The organism is Nostocoides sp. F2B08 (genome assembly GCF_009184895.1).
Taxonomy (GTDB): Bacteria; Actinomycetota; Actinomycetes; order Actinomycetales; family Dermatophilaceae; genus F2B08.
In genome coordinates this window covers 154,323-176,831 of the sequence record NZ_WESE01000004.1, presented here as the reverse complement: position 1 = coordinate 176,831, position 22,509 = coordinate 154,323, and the positions used below count along the sequence as shown (strand labels likewise).

Here is a 22,509-nt window from a genome sequence, read left to right as displayed (position 1 = left end):
GGCGGGGTGTGCTGCCCGCGTTCGGCACCACGCGGTGGTGGGGTCAGTGGGGGTGTGGTGTCAGGCGGGGTGTGCTGCCCGCGTTCGGCACCGCGTGACCGACCTGGCGAACCTCAGCGGGTGACGCGCTCGAGCAGCCGGCGCATCCGGCCCGGCCACGGTCCGAGCCGCGACGACGTGGGCACGCTCCACACGCCGTGGCCGGTCCGGCCGAAGGACGCGAGCAGATGGTCGGCGGCCTGGACGCCGGTGACCGCCGCGCGCTCCATGAGCGCCACGGGCAGGTCTGCACGCACGGCGTCGCCGGCGAGCACGAGCCGCGGGTCGGGAGTCGTCACGCCCGCTCGGTCGGCCCACGGCTCGAGCCCGACGAGCACGCAGTCGTCGTGCACGAGCCACTCCTCGTGCACGACCGTCATGCCGTCCGTCTCGGGCCAGATCCGCGCGAGCTCGCGCCGCAGCGTCTCCTTGAGCTCCGCGTGGGTGGCGGGGTCGGCGGCGGTGGGCACCGCATACGCGTGCACCTCGACGACCGCACCACCGGTGCGGCGGGCGTACTCGCGGGCGTGGCCCTCGAACAGGTGCACGGCGGAGACGTTGTCGACCGGGCCGTAGCCGCTCGTGCCGAGGAACGGGGGCCGGTCGGCATGCACCGGCTCCTCGGTCCAGATCCGCCACACGACGAACGGGGGCGCGGAGCGGATGGCAGCGACCTGATCGCGCCACGCAAGCCCTGCCGTGTCGTCGGCGACACCGTCGAGCCGGGCGACGATGCGGCGCAGGGCGGGCGGGTCGAGAGCGAGGACGACCGCATCGGTCTCGAGCGGTTCGCCGGTCGCGGTCTCGACCCGCACCCCGCCATCGGTCCCGCGCACCGCCGTCACCTCGGTGCCGCGGCGGATCGTCACGCCGTTGCGCTCGAGGTGCTCGCCGAGCGGCCCCCACAAGGTGGCGTCGTAGTCGTCGTCGGGAACGTCGAACAGCAGCCCCTCGGCGGACCCGACGAAGTACGTGTGGAACATCCCGAGCAGCTCGGCCGCCGAGAACTCGCGCGGGTCGGCGAAGAAGCTGCGTGCGAAGACCTCGAGCGCGAGGTGGCGCGCGTCCTCCGGGAAGCGCAGGTCGTCGAGCAGCTGGGCGGCGCTGACGCCGTCGTAGTCGGAGAACGTCTGCGGGAAGTCGACGTCGAGGAGGCCGAGGGCGGCCGGGATGTCGACCCCGCGCAGTCCCTCGACGGTGAAGCTCGGGCTGCGCCGGACGAACTCGACGAGGTTCCACGGCGGCGTCCGCGGGATCCCGGCGAACGAGTCGGACCCGCCGCCGTCGCGCACGAGCGGGTAGTCCTCGAGCGGGGTGAGCGCCGACAGCTCGGGATCCACCCGGCGCAGCAGCGCCCGCAGCGTGTAGTACTGCCGGAAGAACGCGTGGAAGCCCCGGCTCATCTGCGCCGACGAGCCGTCCGGCAGCGTGATCGGCCAGGCGCGGACCCGTCCGCCGAGGCTCTCCTCACGCTCGATCAGGGTCACGTCGGCCCCCCGCTCGGACAGGGCGGTGGCCGCCGCCAGGCCTGCGATGCCCCCGCCGACGACGACGACGTGCGGGGTGTCCTCGCGTGTCGTCAGCCGCACAGCGCCCGTGGGCGCGGGCGGCGGGTGGAAGACCGCCCGGGCGTCGCGGCCGGGGCGGTACGGTGCGGGCCGGCTCACGGCGCCACAGCTGTGAGCGTATGGACCATGCTGCGCTGCCAGCCGGAGTGGCGCACGTGCTGAGGGTCCGCGAGGCCCGCCCGGGTCAGGCGGTCGTGGATGACCTCGACGCTGTCGAAGTCGCGCACGCTCCGGTAGAGGTAGCGGTGCAGGGGCACATCGCTCCGGTTGATGACCGCGAGCGGGATGATCACCGCATGGCACACCCCGGCCCACAGCGCTCCGGCGAGCGGTCGCCCCGCGACCGAGTAGTCCTGCAGAGCGACCGCGCCGCCGGGCACGAGGACGCGCGCCAGCTCGGCGACGATCGCGTCCCGCTCGGTCACGTTGCGCAGGAGGTATGCGGCGAGCACCGCATCGAGGCTGGCCGCCGGTTGGGCGCGGAGCCAGCTGAGCGCGTCGGTCTCGACGAAGCTGACCGAGTCGGGCCAGGACTTGCGCGCCGCCTCCGCCAGCATTCCCGCGGAGGCGTCGACGCCGGTGACGACCGGGTCGTTCGCGCCCGACGCTGTGCCCGCGCCCGCCGACCTGGCCGCATCGAGCAGCGCGGCCGTCGACGCACCCGAGCCGCACCCGAGGTCGGCGACCCGCATCGGCCGGTCCACGGGAAGGGCCGCCCGGGACATCAGCGCCTGCGCTGAGCGGCGCAGCTGCTCGTGGTACCCGGGGGAGAGCGCGACCATCGCGTCGTAGGACGGCGCCGCCCGGTCGAAGGCGTCCGCCAGCCGCCACGCGGGGACCTTGAGCAGGGAGCCGTTGGCGACCGCCGCGCCGTTGGGCGCGGATCCGTTCTGCGCCGACCCGTTGGTCGACACACCGTTGGGCGCGACACCGGTGTGGGTCACGGCTGAGCCGGGGTCCGACGATGCGGACGACGACATGGACGTGGTCATGGGTTGCTCTCCTGACGGGGCGGGCTGCAGGTCGTCGTCCATCACGTCACCTCGGTGAGAGATCGGGCGGCGGGGGGAAGATCGGCGTCCGAGGCCTCCGGCCAGGAGAGCGGGTCGGCGCCGAGGGTCACGAGCTGGGCGACCTGCTCGGCGCACCAGGGCGAGACCTCCCGCCGTCCGTCCAGGACGTCGGCGCTGAACTGGGCCCACGGCACCCACTCGCCCGTGGAGACCTCACTCGGGTCGAGGTGCAGGTCCGTGCTCTCGGCGCGCGCCGCATACACCGGGCAGAGCTCGTGCTCGACGAGCCCGCTGCTCGAGGTCGCCCGGTACCGGAAGTGCGGCAGGACCAGACGCGGTCGCTCGACCCGCACGCCGAGTTCGGTCTCGGCGCGGCGGCGCACGGCCGCCACGAGCGGCTCCCCGGGGAGGGGGTGGCCGCAGAAGGAGTTCGTCACGACGGAGGGGAAGCTCGGCTTGTCCGCGGCCCGGGTGGTGATGAGCACCCGGCCGTCGTCGTCGACGACATAGCAGGAGAAGGCGAGGTGGAGTGGGGTGTCGTCGTGGTGGACCGCGGACTTCGCCGCCATCCCCGCGGACTCGCCGTCGTCGGTGAGCAGGACGACGGGTGCGTCGTTCCAGGCCGCGGTGCTCGGCGGGGTCGCGGCCCGGTCGCGCTGGACGAGCGTCATCGGACGCGGGCTGGCGAGCATGCGGCCGGCGAGCAGCGCCTTGTCGCGCGTCGGGACCCGGAGCCGGTCGGAGAACACGTCGTAGTCGGCCTCCTCGATGAGCTCGAGGATGCGGGCATAGAGCACGCGGGCGGTGGCGACGCACCGCCGCGCGGCGCCGCCGAGGAGAGGGATGCCCTCGTCGGCCTCGCGGTAGAGGCGCCTGTTGCGCTCGATCTCGAAGGCCATCAGGGCCCGCCACGCGTCGTCGACCTCCCTCGCGTGGGGGTCGGCGCCGAAACGGCGGAGGTCCTCCTGCGGCACGTAGACCCGCCCGCGGTCGAGGTCCTCGCCGACGTCCCGAAGGAAGTTCGTCAGCTGGAACGCCAGACCGAGGCTGCGGGCGGCGTCGCGGGCACCGGGTCCGGGCTGGAGCACGGGCAGCATCATCTCGCCGATCACGGCGGCGCTGCCCTCCATGTACCCGAGCAGATCGGCCCATGTCTCATAGGTGCCGACGGTCAGGTCCATCCGCATCGCGCCGAAGAAGCGCTCGAAGCACTCGGGGTCGATCCGGGCCTCGCGCACCGAGGTGACGATGGCGGCCATGACCGGGTCCGGGTCGGTGCCGGCGTCGAGCGCGGTCCAGAACTTCTGCTCGAACGCCGTCAGCTCGGCGGCGGTCTCCGGGCCGGGCGTCGGACCGGCGCTGTCGACGATGTCGTCGGCGAGCCGGGCGAGCGTGTACACCGCGTAGACGTGGTGTCGCGACCGGCGCCGCAGCATCCGGGCGCCCCAGTAGTACGTCGTGCCGTGGTCCCGGGTGATCCGGGCGCACTGGCGGTAGCCTGCCGCGAGGTCGGCGGCTCCGTCCGGGGCCGCCTGGTCTCCCCTCGCCACGTTCAGCGCGTCCCGCGGGCGTACTCGGCCACCCGCTCCGCGGCGAGGCGACCGCTGATCAGCACCATCGGGATGCCGACGCCGGGCGTCGTGGCGCTGCCGGCGAAAACCAGGCCGGGCACGCGACGCTCGTGGTTGGCCGGGCGGAACGGCCCGGACTGGAAGAAGGTGTGCGCGAGGGCGAACGGAGTGCCGAGGTGCATACCCATACCTTCCCAGTCATCGGGCGTGACGAGGGCCTCGACGACAACATCTGTGGGATATCCCCCTTCGGCGAGGGCGTTGTGCAGCCGCTCGCGCAGGGCCGGGCCCTCGGTCGACCAGTCGAGCCCGGCGCCGGTGTGCGGCACCGGCTCGAGGACGTACATCGAGGTGTGGCCGTCCGGTGCGGCGGTCGGGTCGGACACGCTGGGCACCGTGACGAGCCGCGACGGGTCGGGCATGAGGGTGCCGCGGTCGATGAGCGCCTCGAAGGCCTCCGACCACTGCCGGCCGAAGTGGATGTTGTGATGGCGCACGTGCGGCGCCGGCCGGCCGCTCGCGCCGACGTGCCACACGACGGCCGAGGGGGAGTAGGCGCCCCGCTTCAGGCGCCGGGGGGCGGGCAGGTCCGGGAGGAGCCGTTCGTATGCGACGGGCAGGTCGAGCGTGCAGACGACGGCGTCCGCGTGGATCCTCTCCCCGTCCGCGGTCCGAACGCCGGCGACGGCGCCGTCGGAGCGGCGCAGGATCGCCTCGACGGAGACGCCGGTGTGGACGGTGACGCCGCCCTTCTCGGCGGCGGTCTGCAGCGCGCTCGGGATGGCGTGCATCCCGCCCTCGGGGTAGAACACGCCGCGGACGCTGTCCATGTAGGTGATGACGGCGAGGACGGCGCGGGCGTCGGCGGGGGCGATGCCGGCGTAGAGCGCCTGGAAGCTGAAGATCTTCACGAGGCGGTCGTCGGTGAAGAACGAGGAGACGACCTTGTCGAGGCTCCCGAGCCCTCGCAGCCGGAGCAGCTTCGCGGCGGTGAGCGGGCTGCGGACCAGGTCGAGGGGTGAGTCGATGTTGGTGTTGACGAACGGCTCGAACTCGACGGTGTAGAGCTCCTCGAGCCAGGCGTGGAACCGGTCGAACCCGGCGGCGTTCTCCGGGCCGAAGCCGTCCTCGATGCGACGACGCAGCTCGGCCATGTCGGCGGCGATCTCGAGCTCGCTGCCGTCGTGGTAGACGGCGCGGTAGGCCGGGTCGAGGCGATCCATGCGGATCAGATCCGCCGGCTCGGACCCGGCGGCGCGGATCGCGTCGTCGAGCAGCTCGGGCATGGTCATGACGACCGGGCCGGTGTCGAAGCGGAAGCCGCCCAGGTCGAGACGACCGGCCCGACCGCCGACGATGGGGTCACGCTCGAGGAGGACGACCTCGTGTCCGTCCCCGGCGAGGTGGCAGGCAGCGGACAGTCCGGCGAGGCCGGCACCGATGACGATGGTGCGCAACAGGGGCTCCTACAGGGATCGCCAGGCGATGGACTGTGCGACCGCATCCAGCTCGTGTCGCACCTCGGGGGTGGTGGGGAGGCGGGCGGCCGTCGCGTCGGCGGCGCGGACCAGTCCGTCGATCTCCTCCTCGGCGCGGTCACGGACGCCGCACCGGAGCATCGCGTCCGCGAGCCGGTCGACCTCGTGCGGCCGCAGCGCCCCGGCGGCGCACCGCTGGAGCAGGTCGTGGTGGCGGCTCGGAAGGAGGGACTCGGCCCAGACGAGCAGAGCCGTGGGCTTGCCGTTGCGCAGGTCGTCCCCGGCGGGCTTGCCCGTGACCGCGGGGTCGCCCCACACGCCGATGACGTCGTCCCGCAGGCCGAAGGCGTCTCCGACGAGGTCCCCCCACTCGGTCAGGGGGGCGAGCACCTCGTCCGTCGCACCCGCGACGAGCGCGCCGAGCTGGAGCGGGCGGGTGACGGTGTAGCGACCGGTCTTGAGCCGGCTGATCCGTCGCGCCGTGTCGTGGTCGTGGCGGCGGTCCGCCGTATGCGTGATGTCGAGCAGCTGCCCCTCGACGAGCTCGAGCGTCATCAGGCGCCAGGCCCGGCTCACCCTCGCGCTGATGCCGAGACCGAGAATCGTCGCCTCGCTCAGGGCGAGGTCCCCGACGAGGGTCGCGACCGAGTCCCCGAAGAGCACCGGGTCGCCGAGGCCGCCGTGCACCTCGTGGGCGGTGGCGGCGACGACGTGGAGGGTCGCCTCGCCGCGCCGGGTGTCGGAGCGGTCCATGACGTCGTCCTGGATGAGCGCGAACAGGTGGAGCAGCTCGAGCGCCGCGCCGAGGCGGGCGAGCCCGTCGGCGGACCCGGTGCGCTCGCCGTCCGCGACGACCCATCCCCAGTGGGCCAGCAGCGGCCGGACCCGCTTGCCGTGGTTGGCGCTGCGCTGGGCCAGCTCGCGGACGGCATCGATGCCGAGACCGGCCTCGTCGACGCCGCGCGGGTCCCGGGCGCCGGCCTCGACGAGCAGGTCCGCCATCTCGGCGAAGGTGCGATCGAGCACGGCATCGACGGCCCGGAAGGTGCTCGCCGGAGTGACGGCGGCGATCTCCGGAGCCGGTGCCGGATCGGTGCGGTGGTGCATGACCAGTGTTCGGCTCTCCCTCAGGCGAGTTGTTCGTATCGGACGCCGGTGCGCTCCTCGCTGACCCGCCAGAGGTCGGCGGCGAGGTCGGCGTCCCGGGCCAGGGGACTGAGTGCGGCGGGTCCGATCGGACCACGGGTCTCGCGCATGCCCGTGGGCCCGGTGTAGGACCCCGGTCCTGCAACGGTAGCCGCATACAACGTGGATTCGGCACCGTGCGCCGCGCTCGGGAGGAACAGCCTGGTCAGGGGCCGGCTCAGGACCCCGAGCAACGGGATCGAGCCGAGGCCGTCGGGACTCGCGACGAGGTTGGTCGCGGTGACCCCGGGGTGTGCGGCTGTCGAGGTGAGCGTCGAGCCGGCCGCCACGGCCCGGCGCTGCAGCTCGAGGGCGAAGAGGAGGTTGGCGAGCTTGCTGTTGCCGTAGGCGGTCTGGGGGTTGTAGGCCCCGGTGAGGTTGCCGTCGACGAGCTCGCGGGTGCCGCCCCGATGGGCGATCGACGAGACGGTCGTCACCCGTGGCGCCGGCGTCTCCAGCAGTCGCGGGAGGAGCAGCCCGGTCAGGGCGAAGTGCCCGAGGTGGTTGGTCTGGAACTGCAGCTCGAAGCCGTCGTCGGTCAGGCGGCGGCGGGGCGGGGTCATCACGCCGGCGTTGTTGACGAGGAGGTCGATCGGCTCGGTGATGCTCTGCGCGCAGTCCCGAACCGAGTCGAGGGAGGCCAGGTCGAGCCGCACGACGTCGGAGCTGCCCGGCAGCTCCCGGGCCAGCTCGGCGCCGGCCTGCGTGTTGCGGACCGCGAGCAGCACCCGGGCACCGTGCCCGGCGAGCGCGAGAGCGGTTTCCCGCCCGATGCCCGACGTGGCACCGGTCACGACCGCGGTCCGGCCGGTGAGGTCCGGCAGGTCGCCTGCCGTCCATCGGTTTCCCTGCATGGCAGGGACGCTAACACCGTGTCTTAGCCTGATCAGCATGCCGACGCCACCGCGACCCCGCCGTCTCGTCGCGCCCGTCAGAGCTCCGGTGCAGCACGCGGGTGAGATCGTCGGCCGTCTCACGCGCCTCGGGGGCCGCCGGGTGGAGCGCGACTACACCGGGTGGACCGGCCACGAAGTGCTCGATGACCTGCGAGAAGGCGACGTGACGGCGGACCCCGTCCGCCGCGCCGGACACGACGTCGTCCGCCGGATCAACGCCCTGTCGGGCTCGCTGCCGCCCGAGGCGGTCGTTCTCGGGCGGGCGATCACCGACACCGCGCCTCCCCTCGGAGACCCGATCAGTCCCGCGATGCGAGACCTGCTCGGCACCTACGTGCCGCAGAGCCTGGACGCCTACGTCGCCTCGACCCGTCGGGGTCCGCACACGCCCGCCCAGGAGCTCCTCCTCACCCAGCTGCGGCTCCTCTTCGACGTCGCGCACCACATCGAGCGGGCCGAGAACGAGCACGACGAGCAGGCGCTGATCATCCAGGCGCGCTTCCTGCGCGAGCGATTCGCCGAGATCAGCCGGAGCAACGACCTCGACGTCGAGGGGTCCACGCCACCTGCGCCGCGTCGCCCCGTGGCCCCACGCCCGGTACCGACCCGGCCGGCCTTCGAGCACGGTCGCTCGTTCCTCCATCCGCACCACGAGCCGGTCGTCCTCGTTCCCCTCGCCGACGGCGCCGGGCCGAGCCTCACCCTCCGGCTGGCCCTCCCGAGGGGGTATGCGGCGCGCGCCGGAGCGGTGACCGAACAGCCGAGCGGGACGACCGCTTTCGTGCAGAAGGCCACCCGCCGGGTCCTCGCGCCCCGGCGGTCGACGGGCTTCGCGACGGCCCAGACCGATCTCACCCTGCGCGTGGATCTGGCGAGTGAACGGCGGGTGCTGCTCTACGCATACGGCTTCGGGGTCCGGCCGCTGGAGACGACCGCCTTCGTGACCACACCGACCGGGTCCTCGATCGAGCTCGCCACCGTGCTGCTCGGCCGGCGGGGGCATCTGCTCACCGTCATCGCCAGCGGGCTGCTCACGCCGGAGGGCCTCGTCCTGAGGAACGAGGGCACCGTCTGGCCCGACCTTCGTTCGGCGTGCGCCGCCTACGACATGCGCCGGATCAGCTGGCTCGACGCGCACACGCCCTTCGTCTGACCGGCTTTCGCCGGCCCGCCTTCATCGCACGGACACCCGGCCGCCGCGTATCGCCGTACAGTTGTCGCCATGTCACCCCGATTACCCGTGACGACCACCCCTGACGGGTCGGTGTCCGGGCTCTGTCCCGAGCGTCCCAGGGTGGTCCGAGACCAGCAATGAGCATCGCGCTGTCGATCACGGTCGGCGTCATCGTCGTCTTCCTCATCACCGTCCTCACCGGGTACTTCGTCGCGCAGGAGTTCGCCTTCCTCGCCGTCGACCGGACCCGGCTCCAGGCCCGCGCGGCCGGAGACGGGCCCGACGCCGAGCGGGCGCGCTCGGTGCTCGACGTCACCCGCCGCACCTCGTTCATGCTCTCCGGAGCACAGCTCGGCATCACCGTCACGGGACTCCTCGTCGGCTACGTCGCCGAGCCGCTCATCGGCTCTGCCTTCGGCGACCTGCTCGACGGCACCGTGTCCCAGGCGGTCGCCGTGACGATCGGCGGCATCATCGCCATCGGCTTCTCCACGATCGTCCAGATGCTCTTCGGTGAGCTGTACCCCAAGAACTACGCCATCGCCGAGCCTGACCGCGCCTCACGCTGGTTGGCGCCCTCCACCCGGCTCTACCTGACCGCATTCGGGCCTTTCATCTGGGTCTTCGACCGCGCCGCCGAGGCGTTGCTGCGGCTCTTCGGGCAGGAGCCGGTCCACGACGTCGAGCAGGCCGCCAGCGCGGCCGACCTCGTACACGTCGTCACCGAGTCCGCCGAGCAGGGTGAGCTCGACGAAAGCCTCGCCGAGCTGCTCGAACGGATCATCGACTTCCCCCAGCGGGACGTCGAGCACGCCATGATCCCCCGAAGCCGGGTCGACTTCGTCCGCGCCGACGAGACCGTGGGGCACGTGCGCGACCTCATGGCGCACGACCACACCCGGTACCCCGTCATCGACGACGAGGACCGGATCGTCGGCGTCGCCCACCTCGTCGACATCCTCCGCCTCGACCAGGACTGCGAAGAGCCCATCGCCGACCACGTCCGGGAGCCGCTCGTGCTCTCCGACGTGACCTCCCTGCCCGACGCGGCCCGCGAGATGCAGGGGCGCTCGCGGTTGGCGTGCGTCGTCGACGAGTTCGGCACCTTCACCGGCATCGTGACGATGGAGGACCTCGCCGAGGAGATCGTCGGCGAGATCGAGGACGAGCACGACGACGGAGAGCCGGACCACGTCATCACGACGACCGACGACGGCGCCTGGCTCATGCCCGCCGACCTGCACCTCGACGAGGTCGAGGAAGAGCTCGACATCGAGCTGCCCCAGGGCGAGAAGGAGACCATCGGCGGCCTCGTCATCGAGCGCTTCGGCGGCCTGCCCGAGATCGGCGACCTCGTCGAGATCGACCTGCCCGTCGACCCTGACGACCTCGTCGGACGCGAGGACCCCCCGCGCCGGTTCGTCCGCGCGGAGATCCTGGAGCTCGAGTTCTACGTGCCCTCCCGGTTGCGTCTCACCGTCCACGAGGAGCGGGTGGGAGCGCACGGTGCGCTCCTCGTCCCCGGCGAGCCCGGGGACCCTGCCCACGACGCCGACGCTCATGACGACCGGAGGCGACCGGCGCATACCGACAGCGTTGGAGATCGGGACGGGGGTGAGCGGACATGACCGTATTCCTCGTGACCGTCGCCCTCATCGTCGGCAGTGCCTTCTTCGTCATGGTCGAGTTCTCGCTCATGGCGTCCCGGCGGTACCGGCTCGAGGAGTCGGCGCTGACGTCACGGGCGGGGCGGGCCGCGCTGCGCAACGCGAGCGACCTGACCCTGATGCTCGCCGGTGCCCAGCTCGGCATCACGCTGTGCACCCTCGGGCTCGGGGCCGTGACCAAGCCGGCGGTCAAGGAGGCGCTCAGTCCGCTCTTCTACGCGATCGGGCTGCCGTCGTCGGCCGCCACCGCCGTGTCGTTCGTCCTGGCGCTCGTGATCGTGACCTTCCTCCACCTCGTCGTCGGGGAGATGGCGCCGAAGTCGTTCTCGCTCGCCCACCCCGAGCGCACCGCGATCTGGCTCGCCCTGCCGATGCGCGGGTTCCTGTGGCTGACCCGCCCTGTCCTGCGGTTCCTCAACCGGGCGGCCAACTGGATGGTGCGCAGGAGCGGCGCGACGCCCGCCGACGAGGTCGGCAGTGCCCAGGACGCCGCCAGCCTGCGGCACCTCGTCGAGCACTCCGCCAGCGTCGGCGCCCTCGCGGTGCACTACCACCGCGGCGTCGTCGGCGCGCTCGACTTCAGCGAGACCCGGCTCGACTCGATCACGACACCCGACGAGGACATCGTCTGGGTGCCCGTCGAGGCGACCGTCGCGGATGTCCAGGCGGCGACCATCGCCTCCGGGCACCTGCGCATCCTCGTCATGGCCGGCGACCGGATCACCGGCATCGTCCACGTGCGCGACACCATGGACGCCGACCCGGCCCAGGAGATCGACAACTTCGTCCGCCGCGTCCTCGTGCTCGACGCACGCACGACCGTCTACGAGGCGCTGGCCCGGATGCAGCGTCAGCGGGTGCACGTCGCCGTCGTCACCCAGGGCGGCACGCGTCTCGGCATGGTGACCCTTCAGGACGTCCTGCCGCAGGTGCTGCCGAAGGAGCGCGCCGTGCCGGGGGAGCCGGTCACCTGATCGCCATTTCCTGGCAATAGGACCGAAACGGCGAGCGGTCGGGCGGTGCTCGGGTGCCATTTCCTGGCAATAGGACCGAAACGGCGAGCGGTCGGGGTGCCTGGCGCGTGTTCGCCGGTCGCCGCCACGTCTCGGCTAGCCTCGACGGGTGAGCCCAGAGACAGCGAAGCCCTCGACGTCACCCACGGCCAAGAAGTCCGCGAAGCCGGCAAAGCCGGCGTCCACGGCGTCGCGCCGGACGGCGGCGAAGCGGGCGGCGAGCCCGGAGCGAACCCTCGTCATCCTCGGTGCATCGGGTGACCTCACGAGCCGGCTGCTCCTGCCCGGCCTGGCGACGCTGCTGGAGAGCGAACCGGAGCGCCGGGTCCGGGTCCTCGGTGCGGCGATGGAGGACTTCAGCCCGGCCGAGTGGACAAAGCGCGTGCGCAGATCGCTCACGACGGCCAAGGCGGATGCCGAGGTGCGGGAGCGGATCATGGCGAGCACCGCATACCGAAAGACCAACGTGCTCGACCGGCACGACCTCGGCGAGCTGCTCGAGGACCTGCCCAAAGACTCGGTGCTGTACTTCGCGCTGCCGCCGCAGGTCTCGATCAAGGCCTGTGAGCTCCTTGCGACGATGGAGCTGCCGAAGGGGCTGAGGCTCGCCATCGAGAAGCCGTTCGGCTTCGACCGGGCGAGCGCGGCGAAGTTCAACCGCCTCCTCGCCCGCGTCGTCCCCGAGCAGCAGACCTTCCGGATCGACCACTTCCTCGGCAAGGCGGCCGTGCTCAACCTGCTCGGACTGCGCTTCGGCAACCGGATCTTCGAGCCGGTGTGGAACAACGTCAACATCAGCCACGTCGACATCGTCGCGGACGAGTCGCTCGCGCTCGAGGGACGGGCGGGGTACTACGACGCCGCCGGGGCCCTGAAGGACATGATCCAGAGCCACCTCCTCCTCATCATGGCGATGATGGCGATGGAGGAGATCGCGAGCGTCGACGAGGTGGAACTGCGCGACCTCATGGCGCACGTCCTGCGCGCGACCCGGCTGATGGGCTCGCCGAAGGAGGCCTCGCGGCGAGCCCGGTACACCGCGGGGAAGGTCGGCCGACGGTCGGTGCCTGCGTATGCCGACGAGCCCGGAGTCGACCCGGACCGCGGAACCGAGACCCTGGCCGAGATCGTCGTCGAGATCCGCAACTCGCGCTGGGCCGGCGTGCCGTTCCGGCTGCGCAGCGGCAAGGCGCTCTGCTCCGACCGGCGCGGGATCTACCTGTACTTCAAGCCCATCTCGCACGATCTCGAGGGGCTGGCCAACAAGGCCACCCCAAACGTCCTCAAGCTCGGCATGTCCCCCGAGACGATCGAGCTCGGAGTCATGACGAACGGCGAGGGCGACATGTTCGAGATGGAGAACACCACGCTCTCGGCGACGATCGGGGACAGTCACGTCCGGCCCTACGGCGAGATCCTGGCACACATCCTCGATGGGAACCCCCTGTTGTCGGTGCGCGGCGACATCGCCGAGGAGTGCTGGCGCATCGTCGCCCCGGTCCTGCGGGCCTGGGCGGCGGACGAGGTGCCGCTGCAGTCGTACGCCGCGGGAAGTGCGGGTCCGAAGGGCTGGTGACGGAGCGACCCTCCCTCCGCCACGGACGGCGTAGCGGTGGCTATCGGCGGTGGTGACCACCGCATACCCGTCCGTCGCGACCGGCGGGAGACGCCCGAGGCGACCTCGGTGGCGGGCCTGCGATAACGGTTTCAGCGCTGCTCGCCCCGCCGGGTAGCCTGTGCGCCATGGCTGCCCCCGTCTCGACCGTCGATACCGTCGTCTCCCTCGCCAAGCGGCGGGGGTTCGTCTTCCCGTGCGGTGAGATCTACGGCGGCACGCGCTCGGCGTGGGACTACGGCCCCCTCGGCGTCGAGGTCAAGGAGAACATCAAGCGGCAGTGGTGGAAGGCGATGGTCCACGCCCGCGAGGACGTCGTCGGCCTCGACTCCTCGATCATCCTGCCCCGGCAGACCTGGGTGGCCTCGGGCCACGTGGGCACCTTCTCCGACCCGCTGACCGAGTGCCAGAGCTGCCACAAGCGGCACCGGGCCGACCACCTCCAGGAGGAGGCGGCCGCGCGCCTGGCCAAGAAGGGCAAGGAGGTCGACCCCGACGACATCCCGCTCTCCGAGATCGCCTGCCCGAACTGCGGCACCCGCGGCCGGTGGACCGAGCCACGCGAGTTCAACATGATGCTCAAGACCTATCTCGGCGTCATCGAGGACGAGTCCGGTCTGCACTACCTGCGGCCCGAGACGGCGCAGGGCATCTTCATCAACTTCAAGAACGTCGAGCAGGCCGCGCGGATGAAGCCTCCCTTCGGCATCGCCCAGGTCGGCAAGTCGTTCCGCAACGAGATCACCCCGGGCAACTTCATCTTCCGCACACGCGAGTTCGAGCAGATGGAGATGGAGTTCTTCGTGGCCCCCGGCTCGGACGAGGAGTGGCACCAGTACTGGATCGACGAGCGGACCCGATGGTACACCGACCTCGGCATCCGGTCGGAGAACCTGCGCCACTACGAGCACCCGAAGGAGAAGCTCTCCCACTACAGCAAGCGGACCGTCGACATCGAGTACCGCTTCAACTTCACCGGCAGCGAGTGGGGCGAGCTCGAGGGCGTCGCCAACCGCACCGACTTCGACCTCTCCCAGCACACCGAGCACTCCGGCACGGACCTGTCCTTCTTCGACCAGGCATCGGGGGAGCGCTACGTGCCCTACGTCATCGAGCCGGCGGCCGGCCTGTCCCGTTCGCTCATGACGTTCCTCGTCGACGCGTATGCGGAGGACGAGGCCCCGAACACCAAGGGCGGGGTCGACAAGCGGGTGGTGCTGCGGCTCGACCGGCGTCTGGCGCCGTTCAAGGCCGCGGTTCTGCCCCTCTCGCGCAACGCCGACCTCTCGCCCAAAGCACGCGACCTGGCCGCGCAGCTGCGGCGCAACTGGAACGTCGACTTCGACGACGCCCAGGCGATCGGTCGGCGATACCGCCGTCACGACGAGATCGGCACCCCGTTCTGCATCACGGTCGACTTCGACACCCTCGAGGACAACGCCGTGACGATCCGGGAGCGCGACACCATGGCGCAGGAGCGCATCTCGATCGACAAGGTCGAGAGCTACCTCGCGCAGCACCTCATCGGCTGCTGAGGCGGGAGAACGCCGGCGGGAGGGCAGGCCGCCGACTTCGGGAAAGGACCCGGTGCTTCGGGCCGGAAGCCTTGCGTCCGGAAGTTGGGGTTTCCTTCCCTGGGAAGAAAAGACCAGCCGCCCCTCAGACCCGCTCGCGCAGCCAGGCGATGTCGGCCGACTGACCCTCGACCCCACCCGGCGTCTCGACGACGACGGGAGCTCCCGCCGCCCTGACGACCGCCGCCAGCGCATCGCCGTCGATCGTGCCGGACCCGAAGTTCGTGTGCCGGTCGGCGCCGGAGTCGAACGCGTCGCGGCTGTCGTTCGCGTGCACGAGGTCGATCCTCCCGGTGATCGCCAGCACCTGCTCGACGACATCGGTGAGGTCGGCACCGCCGGCCCACGCGTGGCAGGTGTCGAGGCAGAACCCCACCGTGTCCCCGCCGGACGCGGCGCCGATCGACTCCCACAACCGGTCGATGGCCTCGAGCCGCCGCGCCATCGCGTTGTCGCCGCCCGCGGTGTTCTCGATGAGCAGCGGCACCGGCATCTCGAGGCCGTCGACGCACTTGCGCCAGTTGTCGAAGCCCTTCGCCGCGTCCTCGTCCGTCCCGAGGTGGCCGCCGTGCACGATGACCCCCCTCGCGCCGATCTCGGCCGCCGCGGTGAGGTGCTGCTGCAGCAGCTTGCGCCCGGGGATGCGGATCCGGTTGTTCGTCGAGGCGACGTTGATCGGGTAGGGGGCGTGCACATACAGGTCGACCCCCTCGGCCTCCGCCGCCGCCCGGAGCGCGGCCGCCCCCGCCGCATACTCGATCACCGGTCCCTTGTAGGACTGCGGGTTGCCGAGGAAGAACTGCGAGAGCGTGGCGCCGCGCTCACGCGCCGCTGTGACCGGGTCGGAGCCGTCGACGTGCCCACCGATGTGCAGAGTCATGCAGTCAGGGTATGCGGCGCTCGAGGACGACGTGCCGGGCCCAGCTGAGTGCGCCGAGGGCGACCATCACGAACGCCGTCAGGGCGAGCCCGAGCAGTGACCGCGCGGCCAGCGGAGTCACGGTCGCCGCCGCGACGGCGTTGATCACGAGGGTGAGGAAGGTCGCGAAGGAGACGGTGGCGCCGCGCGCGGCGGGATAGACGTCGAGGAGCATCAGCTGCAGGGTCGGGTAGGCCATGCCGGTGCCGAGCATCACGAGACTGGGGCCGACGATCGCCCACGGCAGGCTCTGAGCGGCCGGCAGCGCCGCGATGACGATCGACAGCACCGCCATCGCGAGGCAGAACGCCAGCCCGTAGCTGACGAGCCGCCGCCCGGTGATCAGACCCGCTGCCCGCCCGCTGATCCAGGCGCCGACCACCATGCCGCCGATCATCGGGACGAAGAACTGCCAGTAGTCGAGCTCTCCGAGACCGAGCAGGCCCTCCACGACGAGTGCCGCGCCGCCGATGTAGAGGAAGCTGCCGCCGAACACCAGACCCGACGCGAGCGAGAGCCGCCATACCGCGGCGGAGCGGGTGACTCGCAGCATGCTGCGCAGGATCGCGCCGACGCGCAGCGCGGTCCGGCGCTCGGGCGGGTGCGTCTCCGGCAGCGCGATGAGGACGAGCACGATGAGGAACAGCCCGAACCCCGCCTGGAAGACGAAGATCAGCGGCCAGTCGCCGATCTGGAGCAGTCCGCCGGCGACGATCGGGGCGACCGCGGGCGCGATCCCGAAGATCATCGCGACCCGGCTCATCAGCCGTTGCGCGATCTTGCCCTCGAAGAGGTCGCGGATCACGGTCCGGCTGACGATGACCCCTGCCCCGGCGCTGAGCCCCTGCAGCACCCGGAAGAAGAGCAGCCAGCCGAAGGTCGGGGCGAACGCGGTCGCGAGCGAGGCCAGCGCATACACCCCAACGCCCCAGGTGAGCATCGGCTTGCGGCCGACGGCGTCCGACAGCGGCCCGTGGAAGATGCTCATGACCGCGAACGCGAGCAGGTAGCTCGTGACGACGAGCTGCATCTGCGTGGTGGAGACATCGAACTCCGCGGCCATCCGGCCGAACGCCGGGAAGGGGCTGTCGATGCTGAACGGCCCGATCATCGACAGGCCGGCGATGACGAGCGGGACGACGATCCTCGCCCGCCTCGACCGTGGGTCCATCGGCTGGACCGCGCTCGCGCCCGATCCGCCGTCCACCGACCCTTCTCCCGCCGAGCCTTCGCTCTCCGAACCCTCGGACCGCGTCATGACCGGTATGCGTCGGTCAGGTCGGTCGTCGGCACGCCGGCCAGTATCGCAGGGGTACCGACCGCGGAATCAGGGTCGGCTCAGGGACGATCCCGGGCTTCTCCGGGGAACACTGTCCGCCGGAACCAGGTTTGATGGAACGAGAGCGCGGCACCCCGCTGCGCAGGATCCACCCGGAGAAGGGGGCTCACCCGATGTCCAACGACAAGAACATCAACGAGCAGCTCAAGACCAAGATCGACGAGCTCGACCTCGACGCGAAGCTGGCCCAGCTCGCCGAGAGCGCAGGCGCCGTCCTCGCGCAGGCCAAGGTGCAAGCCGGCTCGCTCGTCCATGAGAACCGCGCCAAGGTCGACGAGATCATCGAGAAGGCCAGCGCCGCGATCGACGAGAAGACCGAGGGCAAGTACCACGACAAGGTCGCGAAGGCCAAGGCGTCCTTCGCGGTCGGTCTGGACCGCATCGAGGAGGCGCGGGCCAGCGGCGCCGGTTCGCCCGGGTCCGGGGAGAGCGGCTCCGCCGACGAGTGGACGGTCGACGAGGGCGCGATGCACGTCGGCGAGGAGGCGCCCGGCGGGGCCTCCACGAATTCCTCGACAGCCGACCCGGACTCAACCGTTCGGCCAGAGTCCGCTCCCGAGGGCGACGCCGCCGACCAACCCGAGGCTAGGGTGAACGAGTCCGCCGAGAAGCCGCGCGATCAGCACGATCCGCAGGCCTGGGCGAACGAGACCGACCGGCTGTCCTGACAGCCGTTCGGGACGGAAGCACCTACGAGACAGTGGCCTTGGCAGGGGCGACACGACCGTAGGTTCCCGGCACGGGCCGTCACCGCACTGCGGTGGCGGCCCGTGTTCTCTCGATAGGGGGCCCCGATACGGTGGCGGTATGTCCGCCGAGACCGTCAGCACCACTCCCACCCACTCCACCCCGTCCGCGGCCCGACCGAGCCGGACCGAGCACATCACGTGCAGCGTCGAAGACGGCATCGCCCGGGTCGAGCTCGCCCGCCCCGAGAAGCTCAACGGGCTCACCCTGGCCATGCTGGGCGGGCTCGTCAGCACGGCCCACGAGCTGCGCCGGGACCGAACCCTGCGCGGCGTCGTCATCACCGGCCAGGGCCCGAGCTTCACGGCCGGGCTGGACTTCGGCACCGTGATGTCCGACCCTGCGGGCGTCGCGAAGGCCTTCGCGCCGAGGCCGTGGCGCGGCACCAACACCTTCCAGGAGGCGTGTTGGGCGTGGCGGCGGATCCCCGTGCCGGTCGTCGCGGCCGTGCACGGCCACTGCTACGGCGGCGGCGTCCAGATCGCGCTCGGCGCCGACTTCCGGATCACCAACCCCGAGGCGCAGTGGTCGGTCCTCGAGGCGAAGTGGGGCCTGATCCCCGACATGTCCGGCATCCAGTCGCTCTCCCAGCAGGTCGGCCTCGACGTCGCCAAGCGCCTGACCATGACCGGTGAGGTGATCAGCGGGGCGGAGGCGACTCGACTCGGCCTCGCCTCGGCGACGGCCGACGACCATGTGGGCGCCGCATACGACCTGATCGGGAGCATCGCCACCCGTTCGCCGGACTCGGTCGCCGCGACCAAGCGCATCTTCGAGCGCACGTGGACGGCCGGCGCCCGCCGGACGTTCCGGTGGGAGCGCTACGAGCAGGCGGTGCTGCTCGCCTCGGCGAACACGAAGATCGCGCGCAAGGCGGTCGCCGAGAAGGTGCCGGCCCGCTATCGCGCGCGCATCCTGCCCTAGCCGCCGGCCGCGCCCGAGGTCAGGGTCAGGACGGCGACCTCCGGCGGGACGGCCACGCGGGTCGGCGGACCCCAGGTGCCCGCTCCGCGGGTCGTGTATGCGGTGGTCCCGCCGACCTCGTCGAGTCCGGCGACCGTCGGGTTGGCGAGCGGCACGAGCAGCGTGAACGGCCAGATCTGGCCCCCATGGGTGTGACCCGACACGATGAGGTCGACCCCGGCCTCGCGCACGATCGGGTCGTCGGCGGCGCCGGGCTGGTGGGAGATGAGGATGGTCGTGTCCTCGGGCGTCCTGAACGCAAGGGCCGCGCCGAGGTCGGGGGCGAGCCCGGGTTCGCCTGCATAGGCGTCCTCGGCCCCGGTCGGGTCGCTCACGCCGGCGAGATGGAGGGTCGCGCCACCTTCCAGGACGGCGACGGCCTCGTTGAGGAGGGGGCGGACCCCGAGTTCCTGCCACCGCTTCACCCAGCCGGCCGCGTCGCCGGCGTAGTACTCGTGGTTGCCGGTCACCGCGTACACGCCGTCCGGCGCCTCGAGTCCGGCGAGCGGGTCGAGCACCCCGGGGAACTGCTCGGTCGTCCCGTCGACGAGATCGCCGGCGAGGAGGACGACGTCGGGCCGGGCGCGGTTGGTCAAGCCGACGACCTCGCCGGTGAGGTCAGCGCCCCGGAGCGGGCCGACGTGCAGGTCGGCGACGAGTGCGACCCGGTATCCCTCGAGCTGCGGCGAGAGGTCGGGGATCGTCACGGTGCTCTCGACCACGCGCAACCACCGGGCCTCGAGGAGGCCGTAGCCGGTGATGAGGAGGCTCGCGGCGACGATGACGGGCACCGAGCGGCGGTGCCACGTGCGCCGGGCCGTCGGGTCGCGACCCATGAGGCGCAGGACGAGCGCGCCGACGGCGCCGACAGCGATGCCGAGCAGGAGATAGAAACCGGTCGCCAGCCACGTCATGCCGACGGCGCCGACGAGCCGGGCCGCGCGCCCGTCGACCGCGCCCGCCTGGTAGGCGAACCCGACGATGATCGCCGCACTCAACGCGACGAGGCCGATTATCGCGCCGATGCGGAGCGCGCGAGAGGTGTATCCGGGTGCCCGGACCAGCCGGCGGTACAAAAGCAAGGCGAGGAGCCCCAGCACGGCGACGGGGACGAGGAGGGCCGGCGACACCGCCTCAGTATGCGGACGTGCAGACCGGTGATCTGAATCGCCCGGTGTGGGGAGGCCGTACAGGCCCCGGTCATCGATTCACCTCGGAGACGAGGTGTTCACCCCGGAAAAAGTCGAGAGGACTGTCAGTGACAGTCCTCTCGACCCCTCATCAGGCACCGCATGCACTGCGAGGCAGGGATTCGCAGTGTTGCTGGCAAAGTCGATCTAATCAGAAGGTATGGGTGAAGTAAAGGGGGTGTTCAGAATTCTTTTCGGGGTCTCAGCCGAACGGCTATCCCTACGCTGGAGTTGTGGATGCCCGCCCAGCCCTTCTCGACACGATCTCGACCTCACTCATCGGCCGGGACGCGGTGATGCCGGGACCCTACGGCCGACGGCGCATGACCTACGCCGACTACACCGCGTCGGGGCGGGCGCTCTCGTTCATCGAGGACTACGTCCGCGCCGTCGTGCTGCCACACTACGCGAACACCCACACCGAGTCCTCCGGGACCGGCCTGCAGACGAGCCGCTTCCGCGAGGAGGCGCGTCGCATCATCAAGGACGCGGTGCGAGGTGACGAGAGCACCGCGGTGATCTTCGCCGGCTCCGGTTGCACGGGTGCCATCGCCAAGCTCATCGGCATCCTCGGCCTGCGCATCCCCGCGGACCTCGACCGCCGCTACGGCCTCTCGGCCCATATCCCGCCGAGCGAGCGGCCGGTCGTCCTGGTCGGGCCGTTCGAGCACCACTCCAACGAGCTGCCCTGGCGCGAGTCGATCGCGGACGTCGTCACCGTTCCGGAGGACGCGGACGGGCACATCGACCAGGCGGCGCTCGCAGCCGCGCTCACCGCCCACGCCGACCGGCCGCTCAAGATCGGCTCGTTCTCGGCGGCGAGCAACGTCACCGGAATCCTGAGCGACACCCACGCCATCACGCGGCTCCTGCACGCCCACGGCGCCCTCGCCTTCTGGGACTTCGCCGCCGCCGGGCCCTATGTCGACATCGAGATGAACCCCCGCGACGGGGATCCGGCCGCCGCCAAGGACGCGATCTTCCTCAGCCCGCACAAGTTCGTCGGCGGCCCGAGCACTCCCGGCGTTCTCGTCGTCCGGCGCGAGCTCCTGACCAACTCCGTCCCGGACGTTCCCGGGGGCGGGACCGTCGCATACGTCAATCCCGACGACCACGTCTACCTGAGCGACCCCGAGGTGCGCGAGGAGGGCGGCACTCCGGCGATCATCGACTCGATCCGCGCCGGGCTGGTGTTCCAGCTCAAGGAGGCAGTCGGCGTCGAGACGATCCGGCGGTACGAGGAGCGATACCTGCGGCGGGCGCTCGACGTGTGGCTGCGCGAGCCGACGCTCGAGGTCCTCGGCAACCTCGAGGCCGAGCGGCTCTCGATCCTGTCCTTCACGCTGCGCTCGCCGAGCGGTCGTCGGCTGCACCACAACTACGTCGTGGCGCTTCTCAACGACCTCTACGGCATCCAGGCTCGGGGCGGGTGCTCGTGCGCCGGCCCGTACGGCCACCGACTGCTCGGCATCGACCTCGCGACCTCGCACGAGTTCCAGCGTGAGATCTCCGTCGGGTGTGAGGGCATCAAACCCGGGTGGGTCCGGGTCAACCTCAACTACTTCGTCGGGGACGCCGAGGTCGACTACGTCATCGAGGCGGTGCGGGACGTCGCCAGGGACGGCTGGCGCCTCATGGGCGACTACACCTTCGACCCCGCCACCGGGCTCTGGCGGCACCGGAGGGGCGTGGTCGAGCCTCCCCTGCGGCTCGCCGACATCTCGTATGCGACGGGCACCATGGTCTACGACGCCACCGTCGTGCGGGCCGACGAGAGCGACCTCGGGCGCTACCTCGAGGAGGGGCGCCGGATCATGGCCGCCGCTGCGGCCCCCGGTCTCGAGAGCCTCGTCGACGACCTCGTCGACACCGAGTTCGAGCTGCTCCGGTGGTTCGACCTGCCGCGGGAGTGTCTCGTCGACGTCGGTCGCTGAGCGTTCCGACGGTCACAGCCGGCCCGGCTGATGGCGGACACCGGCGCGGTCACGTCCGACAGCGGGGACAATGGGGCGTATGAGTGGCACTGAGACGATGACGACCGGAACCGCCGACGGCGACGAGATCGACGCCTTCTGGGCGGAGGCGAAGACCCGCGCCAGGCTCGACAACATCGGTGTCTACGGGGGCTCGACCGTGCTCGCGTCCCTGCGGCCTCCGGCCTGGGCGTTCGGCGCAACCCCCGACCACGCCGACGAGCTCGTCGCCCTCGTGCTCGCGGGGGAGAAGACCGCCACAGCGGGGGCGCTGTGGGACTACGAGGCGGAGGGTGAGCCGCTGCCCGAGGTGGGGGCGCTCTCCATCGTGCTGGACGGCGGAGCGCACCCGCGTGCGCTCATCGTCACGACCGAGGTGGCCGTCGTGCCCTTCGACGAGGTCGACGCCGCGCACGCCGCGGCCGAGGGAGAGGACGACAAGAGCCTCGAGGCGTGGCGCCGCATCCACGAGGACTTCTTCACCCGCTACGCCTCACACGAGCGCGGCTTCAGCCCCGACATGCCGGTCGTCCTCGAGCGCTTCCGGCTGCTGTACCCGACGAGCCGACACAGCCAGGTCTGAGA

General features: G+C 71.4%; 18 protein-coding genes. 9 read left to right on the top strand and 9 right to left on the bottom strand.

The window, feature by feature from the left end; translation table 11 throughout:
• Positions 1 to 113: 113 nt before the first annotated feature.
• Genes GA707_RS10700 through GA707_RS10670 form a run of 6 tightly spaced genes read right to left on the bottom strand, consistent with a single transcriptional unit; the run spans position 114 to position 7,708 of the window.
• Positions 114 to 1,706, bottom strand: a complete 1,593-nt coding sequence (locus GA707_RS10700; protein WP_152178424.1) for an FAD-dependent oxidoreductase — start codon at positions 1,704 to 1,706, stop codon at positions 114 to 116.
• Positions 1,703 to 2,599, bottom strand: coding sequence for a class I SAM-dependent methyltransferase (locus GA707_RS10695; RefSeq protein WP_226963717.1), 897 nt, complete (start codon positions 2,597 to 2,599; stop codon positions 1,703 to 1,705). Before GA707_RS10695 ends, GA707_RS10700 begins: the two co-directional genes overlap by 4 nt.
• Positions 2,600 to 2,640: 41 nt before the next feature.
• Positions 2,641 to 4,170 (bottom strand): isopentenyl-diphosphate Delta-isomerase, encoded by a 1,530-nt coding sequence (gene idi, locus GA707_RS21275; protein ID WP_226963716.1) that lies wholly within the window; start codon positions 4,168 to 4,170, stop codon positions 2,641 to 2,643.
• A gap of 2 nt (positions 4,171 to 4,172) precedes the next feature.
• On the bottom strand, positions 4,173 to 5,648 hold the full coding sequence (locus tag GA707_RS10680) for an NAD(P)/FAD-dependent oxidoreductase (RefSeq protein ID WP_226963715.1): 1,476 nt from the start codon (positions 5,646 to 5,648) through the stop codon (positions 4,173 to 4,175).
• A 9-nt stretch (positions 5,649 to 5,657) separates the two neighbouring features.
• Entirely contained in the window at positions 5,658 to 6,776 is a 1,119-nt protein-coding gene (locus GA707_RS10675) for a polyprenyl synthetase family protein (RefSeq protein ID WP_152178422.1), read from the bottom strand.
• Positions 6,777 to 6,796: 20 nt separating this feature from the next.
• Positions 6,797 to 7,708: an oxidoreductase gene (locus GA707_RS10670; RefSeq protein ID WP_152178421.1), complete on the bottom strand. Its 912-nt coding sequence runs from the start codon at positions 7,706 to 7,708 to the stop codon at positions 6,797 to 6,799.
• 37 nt (positions 7,709 to 7,745) lie between these two features.
• Between GA707_RS10670 and GA707_RS10665 the strand changes: the two genes are divergently transcribed.
• From GA707_RS10665 to GA707_RS10645, 5 genes are all read left to right on the top strand, one after another.
• Positions 7,746 to 8,903: a hypothetical protein gene (locus tag GA707_RS10665; RefSeq protein ID WP_152178420.1), complete on the top strand. Its 1,158-nt coding sequence runs from the start codon at positions 7,746 to 7,748 to the stop codon at positions 8,901 to 8,903.
• Positions 8,904 to 9,061: 158 nt separating this feature from the next.
• The gene (locus GA707_RS10660) at positions 9,062 to 10,552 is read left to right on the top strand and encodes a hemolysin family protein (protein ID WP_152178419.1); all 1,491 of its coding nucleotides are present in this window, start codon (positions 9,062 to 9,064) and stop codon (positions 10,550 to 10,552) included.
• Complete coding sequence (locus GA707_RS10655; protein ID WP_152178418.1) at positions 10,549 to 11,565, top strand: hemolysin family protein; 1,017 nt, start codon at positions 10,549 to 10,551, stop codon at positions 11,563 to 11,565. Before GA707_RS10660 ends, GA707_RS10655 begins: the two co-directional genes overlap by 4 nt.
• Before the next feature lie 148 nt (positions 11,566 to 11,713).
• Positions 11,714 to 13,180: a glucose-6-phosphate dehydrogenase gene (locus GA707_RS10650; RefSeq protein WP_152178417.1), complete on the top strand. Its 1,467-nt coding sequence runs from the start codon at positions 11,714 to 11,716 to the stop codon at positions 13,178 to 13,180.
• Positions 13,181 to 13,347: 167 nt separating this feature from the next.
• Positions 13,348 to 14,754, top strand: coding sequence for a glycine--tRNA ligase (locus tag GA707_RS10645; RefSeq protein ID WP_152178416.1), 1,407 nt, complete (start codon positions 13,348 to 13,350; stop codon positions 14,752 to 14,754).
• 124 nt (positions 14,755 to 14,878) lie between these two features.
• On the opposite strand, the gene GA707_RS10640 is transcribed toward GA707_RS10645, so the two are convergent.
• Together GA707_RS10640 and GA707_RS10635 are read right to left on the bottom strand one after the other, a co-directional pair.
• Positions 14,879 to 15,673 carry a deoxyribonuclease IV gene (locus GA707_RS10640; protein ID WP_152178415.1) on the bottom strand — a complete coding sequence of 265 codons (795 nt, stop codon included), beginning with the start codon at positions 15,671 to 15,673 and terminating at the stop codon, positions 14,879 to 14,881.
• Positions 15,674 to 15,677: 4 nt separating this feature from the next.
• Positions 15,678 to 16,970 carry a multidrug effflux MFS transporter gene (locus tag GA707_RS10635; protein WP_226963714.1) on the bottom strand — a complete coding sequence of 431 codons (1,293 nt, stop codon included), beginning with the start codon at positions 16,968 to 16,970 and terminating at the stop codon, positions 15,678 to 15,680.
• Positions 16,971 to 17,104: 134 nt separating this feature from the next.
• Between GA707_RS10635 and GA707_RS10630 the strand changes: the two genes are divergently transcribed.
• Positions 17,105 to 17,719: an Rv0909 family putative TA system antitoxin gene (locus GA707_RS10630; protein ID WP_152178414.1), complete on the top strand. Its 615-nt coding sequence runs from the start codon at positions 17,105 to 17,107 to the stop codon at positions 17,717 to 17,719.
• A 139-nt stretch (positions 17,720 to 17,858) separates the two neighbouring features.
• Complete coding sequence (locus GA707_RS10625) at positions 17,859 to 18,722, top strand: crotonase/enoyl-CoA hydratase family protein (RefSeq protein WP_152178413.1); 864 nt, start codon at positions 17,859 to 17,861, stop codon at positions 18,720 to 18,722.
• Here the strand turns inward: GA707_RS10625 and GA707_RS10620 are convergent.
• Positions 18,719 to 19,891 carry a metallophosphoesterase gene (locus GA707_RS10620; protein WP_152178412.1) on the bottom strand — a complete coding sequence of 391 codons (1,173 nt, stop codon included), beginning with the start codon at positions 19,889 to 19,891 and terminating at the stop codon, positions 18,719 to 18,721. The genes GA707_RS10625 and GA707_RS10620 overlap by 4 nt on opposite strands.
• Before the next feature lie 293 nt (positions 19,892 to 20,184).
• Here GA707_RS10620 and GA707_RS10615 point away from each other — a divergent pair, with 293 nt between their 5' ends.
• The gene (locus tag GA707_RS10615) at positions 20,185 to 21,885 is read left to right on the top strand and encodes an aminotransferase class V-fold PLP-dependent enzyme (protein ID WP_226963713.1); all 1,701 of its coding nucleotides are present in this window, start codon (positions 20,185 to 20,187) and stop codon (positions 21,883 to 21,885) included.
• Between the two features lie 79 nt (positions 21,886 to 21,964).
• Entirely contained in the window at positions 21,965 to 22,507 is a 543-nt protein-coding gene (locus tag GA707_RS10610; RefSeq protein ID WP_226963712.1) for an ASCH domain-containing protein, read from the top strand.
• Positions 22,508 to 22,509 lie beyond the last annotated feature (2 nt).

Bases quoted from the DNA above. Each gene is read 5' to 3' on its own strand.
- GA707_RS10695 (WP_226963717.1), bottom strand. From the start codon at position 2,599: ATGACCACGTCCATGTCGTCGTCCGCATCGTCGGACCCCGGCTCAGCC.
- GA707_RS10675 (WP_152178422.1), bottom strand. From the start codon at position 6,776: ATGCACCACCGCACCGATCCGGCACCGGCTCCGGAGATCGCCGCCGTC.
- GA707_RS10670 (WP_152178421.1), bottom strand. From the start codon at position 7,708: ATGCAGGGAAACCGATGGACGGCAGGCGACCTGCCGGACCTCACCGGC.
- GA707_RS10665 (WP_152178420.1), top strand. From the start codon at position 7,746: ATGCCGACGCCACCGCGACCCCGCCGTCTCGTCGCGCCCGTCAGAGCT.
- GA707_RS10660 (WP_152178419.1), top strand. From the start codon at position 9,062: ATGAGCATCGCGCTGTCGATCACGGTCGGCGTCATCGTCGTCTTCCTC.
- GA707_RS10655 (WP_152178418.1), top strand. From the start codon at position 10,549: ATGACCGTATTCCTCGTGACCGTCGCCCTCATCGTCGGCAGTGCCTTC.
- GA707_RS10645 (WP_152178416.1), top strand. From the start codon at position 13,348: ATGGCTGCCCCCGTCTCGACCGTCGATACCGTCGTCTCCCTCGCCAAG.
- GA707_RS10640 (WP_152178415.1), bottom strand. From the start codon at position 15,673: ATGACTCTGCACATCGGTGGGCACGTCGACGGCTCCGACCCGGTCACA.
- GA707_RS10635 (WP_226963714.1), bottom strand. From the start codon at position 16,970: ATGACGCGGTCCGAGGGTTCGGAGAGCGAAGGCTCGGCGGGAGAAGGG.
- GA707_RS10630 (WP_152178414.1), top strand. From the start codon at position 17,105: ATGGAACGAGAGCGCGGCACCCCGCTGCGCAGGATCCACCCGGAGAAG.
- GA707_RS10625 (WP_152178413.1), top strand. From the start codon at position 17,859: ATGTCCGCCGAGACCGTCAGCACCACTCCCACCCACTCCACCCCGTCC.
- GA707_RS10610 (WP_226963712.1), top strand. From the start codon at position 21,965: ATGAGTGGCACTGAGACGATGACGACCGGAACCGCCGACGGCGACGAG.